The 3,022-nt window shown below is 67.1% G+C and carries 3 protein-coding genes and 1 pseudogene; 3 read left to right on the forward strand and 1 reads right to left on the reverse strand.

Annotation, left to right across the window (positions count from 1 at the left end):
* Window positions 1-155 (forward strand): IS3 family transposase (locus ACIBF5_RS32635; RefSeq protein ID WP_396816746.1); only part of this gene is annotated, 155 nt, incomplete at its 5' end.
* Window positions 156-205: 50 nt separating this feature from the next.
* On the opposite strand, the gene ACIBF5_RS32640 is transcribed toward ACIBF5_RS32635, so the two are convergent.
* Window positions 206-667 carry a MarR family winged helix-turn-helix transcriptional regulator gene (locus tag ACIBF5_RS32640; protein WP_396816745.1) on the reverse strand — a complete coding sequence of 154 codons (462 nt, stop codon included), beginning with the start codon at window positions 665-667 and terminating at the stop codon, window positions 206-208.
* A 112-nt stretch (window positions 668-779) separates the two neighbouring features.
* Here ACIBF5_RS32640 and ACIBF5_RS32645 point away from each other — a divergent pair, with 112 nt between their 5' ends.
* Complete coding sequence (locus tag ACIBF5_RS32645; protein WP_396816747.1) at window positions 780-1,862, forward strand: epoxide hydrolase family protein; 1,083 nt, start codon at window positions 780-782, stop codon at window positions 1,860-1,862.
* A 239-nt stretch (window positions 1,863-2,101) separates the two neighbouring features.
* Window positions 2,102-2,976 (forward strand): annotated as a pseudogene (locus ACIBF5_RS32650) (IS5 family transposase).
* Window positions 2,977-3,022 lie beyond the last annotated feature (46 nt).

Raw genomic sequence — 3,022 nt, forward strand, 5'->3', positions numbered from 1 at the left:
ACAGGCAGCGGTGGCGCACCCGCATCGAGCTCGCCAACGCGATCTTCGAGTACCTCGAGATCTTCCACAACCGGCAACGCCGCCACAGCTCACTCGGCATGCTCAGCCCGAACGAGTATGAAAGAGTCCGACCGATATCCCTGTCCGTGGCATGAGACCAACCACGACGACTCCATGAAACCCGGGGAACATCACCCGGGGAACATCAGGTGCCGGTTCGCCGGTTGTGGTGGTCCAACAGCCTAGACAGGAGCTCGGTCAACCGCTGTCGCTCCTCGGGTGACAGCGGGGCCAGCAGTTCGTCCTGGGATTCGGCCAGCTGCTTCTCCAGTCGCCGCAGCTGCCGCTTGCCCGCGGCGGTCAGCGAGATGATGTTGCGCCGCCGATCGGAGGGGTCCGGGGCGCGCTCGACCAGTTTGCGATCGGTGAGCTCGTTGATCGTCGCGACCATTTCGCTGAGGTGGATGCCGCTACGGCGGCCCAGCGCGGCCTGGCTGGCCGGGCCGAGATGCTCCAGCGTCGCCAGCAGGCGGTAGTGGTAGCCGCGGGCGTGGACGGACGAGAACCCGGCGGCCACCAGGCGGTGCGCGTGGTTGGCGGTCTGGGTGAGCAGCCAGCTGTGCAGGCTCTCCCAGCTGGCAGGCGTCTCCTCGGATGGGTTCTCCACGTGGCAAGTCTAACGAATCGTTGGGACCACCAATGACTGTGATATCGTTTGGGCACCGAACGTTACTTGCCCTAACGTTTGGGTGCCGAATGAAACCCCTGGAGTCATGACCATGATCAAGCCGTTCCGCATCGACATCCCCCAGGCCGACCTCGACGACCTGACCGACCGGCTCTCCCGCACCCGTTGGCCCAACGAGATCGCCGACGCTGGGTGGGACTACGGCTTCCCGCTGGCGCGGCTCAAGGAACTGGCCGAACACTGGCGCACCGGCTATGACTGGCGCGAGCATGAGGCCAAGCTCAACGAGCTTCCGCACTTCACCACCGAGATCGACGACCAGAACATCCACTTCGTCCACGTCCGGTCTTCGAAACCGGACGCGCTCGCGCTGATCCTCACCCACGGCTGGCCCGGTTCGTTCCTGGAGTTCCTCGACGTGATCGAGCCGCTGTCGCGCGACTTCCACCTGGTGATTCCGTCCATCCCGGGTTTCGGCTTCTCCGGGCCGACCCACGAGCGCGGCTGGGATATCGTCCGGGTCGCGCGGGCCTGGGCTGAGCTAATGCGCCGGCTCGGGTACGAGCGTTATGGCGCGCAGGGCGGCGACTTCGGCTCGGGCATCTCAACGGCGCTCGGCGCGGTGGCACCCGAGCAGGTCGTCGGGGTGCACATCAACTACCTGCCGACCCGGCCGGTCCCCGACATTGAACTGTCCGAAACGGATGAAGCTCGGCTGGGCAAGATCAGGCAGCTGATGGCGAATCGCCCGCCGTACCAGGCTCTGCAGGCCACCACCCCCCAGACCATCGGCTACGCGCTGACCGACTCGCCGGTCGGCCAGCTGGCCTGGATCGCCGAGCGCTTCGCACAGTGGACGGACCCTCGCTCGCCGATCAGTGACGAGTGGATGCTCACCGACATCTCGCTGTACTGGCTGACCGCCACCGCGGCTTCCTCGGCGCGGCTGTCCCGCGAGACTCCGCGGCGGATCGAACCGTGCCCGGTACCGGTTGGCGTGGCGGTGTTCGCGCACGACATCACGCAGTCGGTGCGACCGCTGGCCGAGCGGCTGTACGACATCAGGCACTGGTCGGAGTTCGAGCGCGGCGGCCACTTCGCCGCGATGGAGGTGCCCGAGCTGCTCGCCGAGGACATCCGGGACTTCTTCCTTACCCACATCAAGTACGAGTAACGGGTCGCCGCCGCGCTGGCCGGACCACCGTCAGGACATGCGTGACGATGGATGGGGCAAGGGCCGGAGCTTGGCGGCGTCGGCGATGTGGCCGGACAGCGCGGAGTTCTCGGCGGCTAGGGCGTGTTTCGTAAGTCAGGCCGGCAGCGTCGAGGTCACGGCGTGGCGGTGATCGACAACTGAAGAGGTCTCCGGTATCTGGTTCTGCGACCAAGCAAGAACTTCATACCGGAGACCTCGTGCCCAGCGTAGCGGTGACGAGGCGGCACGACCTGACCGACAGGCAGTGGGCGGTTCTGGCCCCGCTGCTGCCTGCCGCGTCGAGAACGGGTCGTCTCCGCCGAAGTGGGAGAAACGACAGCTCATCGACGGGATCCGGTGGCGGATTAGGATCGGTGCCCCATGGCGCGATGTCCCGGCCGAGTACGCGCCCTGGCCTACCGTCTACGGCCTGTTCCGCCGCTGGCAGCGTGACGGCACCTGGGACAAGATCCTGTCCGCGTTGCAGGCCGCTGGCGACGCGGCCGGCCGGATCGGCTGGACGGTGAGCGTGGACTCGATGACCAGCCGCGCCCACCAGCACGCCGCAGGCGCCCGCACCGACGGGCACCTGCAGAAGGAACCACCCGGCGGCGTGCACGACGAACCAGCCGACCACGCGCTGGGCCGATCACGCGGCGGGCTGACCACCAAAACTCACCTGGCCTGTGAGCAGGGACAGAAGGTCCTCTCCCTGATCGTGACCGCCGGGCACCGTGGCGACAGCCCGCAGTTCATCCCCGTCCTGCGTCGCATCCGCGTGACCCGCCTGGGCGTGGGCCGACCCCGCACCCGCCCGGACCTGGTCCTTGCCGACAAGGCCTACACCAGCCGCAGCAACCGCACCCATCTACGCTCCCGCGGGATCAAGGCCTGCATTCCCAGCAAGACCGACCAGGACGCCCACCGCAAGGCCAAAGGCTCCAAGGGCGGGCGCCCACCCGCGTTCGACAAGAACCTCTACCGGCTACGCCACGCCGTCGAGAACGGCATCAACCGGCTCAAACGCCATCGCGGCGTCGCCACCCGCTACGACTGTGAGGATGAGCGAGTGCCGCCCGGTACTTGGGTCTGACTCGCGCTACGACGGACCTTCGGTGTCTTGAGTTTGATCTGTCGAC

Origin of the sequence: Micromonospora sp. NPDC050417 (assembly GCF_044458865.1) — a bacterium.
Taxonomy (GTDB): Bacteria; Actinomycetota; Actinomycetes; order Mycobacteriales; family Micromonosporaceae; genus Micromonospora_G.

What these genes read in the sequence shown, in the direction of transcription:
- ACIBF5_RS32645 (WP_396816747.1), top strand. Translation starts at nt 780, where the DNA reads ATGATCAAGCCGTTCCGCATCGACATCCCCCAGGCCGACCTCGACGAC.